General features: G+C 73.4%; 1 protein-coding gene. It reads left to right on the forward strand.

Features of this window, described 5'->3' with window-relative positions; genetic code table 11:
* Positions 1 to 73 precede the first annotated feature (73 nt).
* On the forward strand, positions 74 to 1,706 hold a 1,633-nt coding region (locus tag BXY45_RS22715), incomplete at its 3' end, for an HNH endonuclease signature motif containing protein (protein ID WP_146211351.1).

Genomic DNA, 1,706 nt, shown 5'->3' on the forward strand with positions numbered 1-1,706 from the left:
CTCAAAACCCCGTAACAAGCATTTACTCTGCACACCTGTACGACTGTCGGTGGCGCCCAGTAACGTCCCACCCATGACCTGGACGGCCTCCGAGACACCCCACGAGGACGCCTCCGCCGCACCAGGCCACCCCAACCCCACGACCGGTCCCGGCGGCCCCATCAGCGCTGGCGGCTCTGGCGGTCCCGCCGCTCCCGCCGCCCACGACTGGGTCCCCGAACCACTGGCCCCCGGCGCCCTCGGCGCCACCCCCACCCCCACCGCCCAGGACGACGACGGCGCCGCCGCATCCGACCTGCCCGACCTGCCGCCCTTGACCGGACCCCTGGACGAAGCGCTCACCACCGCCCGCGCCGCCGCAGACGCCGCCGTCCACGCCGCCGGCTACCTGGCCTCACTGTCCGCCCACCAGCGGGTCCAAGCCCTGCAGCAGGCCGCGAAGGTGCGTGACGTCACCGACGCCACACTCCTGCTGCTCACCGCATCCTTCACCCCCGATGACCTGATCACCGTCGGCGCCAAGAACCCCACCGACCTGCTCACCACCCACACCGGCGTCGACCCCCGCCGCGCCACCAGCGAAGTCCACCTCGCCAAAGCCCTCACCTTCCCCATCGCCCCCCTGCCCTTCCCACCCACCGGCTGCGACCAGGACACCGGCACCACCGGCCCCACCGACGACGATGCCGACAGCGATCAGGGCGCTGAGGGTGCTGGGGTGGGGTTCGGGATCGATCTGGACGCCGAACGCGCCGCCACCGCCGCGACCAGCCCGGTGCGGCTGCATACCGGTGAAGGGCTGGGCCGGCTGGGAGCAGCCCATGCCGCCGGACGGGTCTCCACCGACATCGCCTCCCTGGCCCGCCGCGTCGTGGGCTCTTTGCCGCGGCGGATCCAACGCGCCCGCGGCCCCGAAGCCGACGCCCTCCTGGCCGCCACCTTGCCGGGGCTGACCTACCCCGAAGCGGTCACCGCCTGCGAAACGCTGGCGCACACTCTGGACCCCGACCGCGCCGACCGTGGTTTCAACCCCGACGACATTGACCGGCGCTACCTGAACTTCACCGTCCACGCCGACGGCACCGTCGACCTACGCGCCCGTCTGGACGCCGTCACCGGCGCCGAAGTCAAAGCCGCCATCGACCACCTCTCCGCCCCCGACCCCACCACCACCGCACCCCTGGCCGACGACACCGGCGATGACGTGCCACTTCCCGGCGTCGACACCCCCGACAGCGACACCCGTCCGCGCGGCGGGGTGGCGGTCCGTGATGAACGCACCCCTGCCCAACGCCGCGCCGACGCCCTGGCGCTGCTGACCCGACTGGGCCGCACCGGGGACCAGACCCGCGGCGGGGAACCCCCACGCATCATCGCCACCGCCACCGCCGACCAGCTCACCGGGCTGCCCGGCGCCGGAGCGGCGACGTGTGAGACCACCAACCGGCCCCTGAGCACCACTGCGCTGCGGCACCTGGCGTGCACCGCGGTGCTGCACACCGTGACCCTGTCCTGCCAAGGACCGGCCGCCGCTGCGCTGGCGCTGGGACGCAGCGTGCGCCTGTTCAGCCCCGCTCAGCGCCGCGCGATGCTCGCCCGTGATGGCGGATGCATCATTCCCGGCTGCACCTCCCCGCCGGGGTGGTGGGAGGCCCACCACGTGCACGACTGGGCCGAAGGTGGTCCCACCGACGTCGAGCACGGGG

Source organism: Quadrisphaera granulorum (assembly GCF_003149145.1).
Taxonomy (GTDB): domain Bacteria; phylum Actinomycetota; class Actinomycetes; order Actinomycetales; family Quadrisphaeraceae; genus Quadrisphaera; species Quadrisphaera granulorum.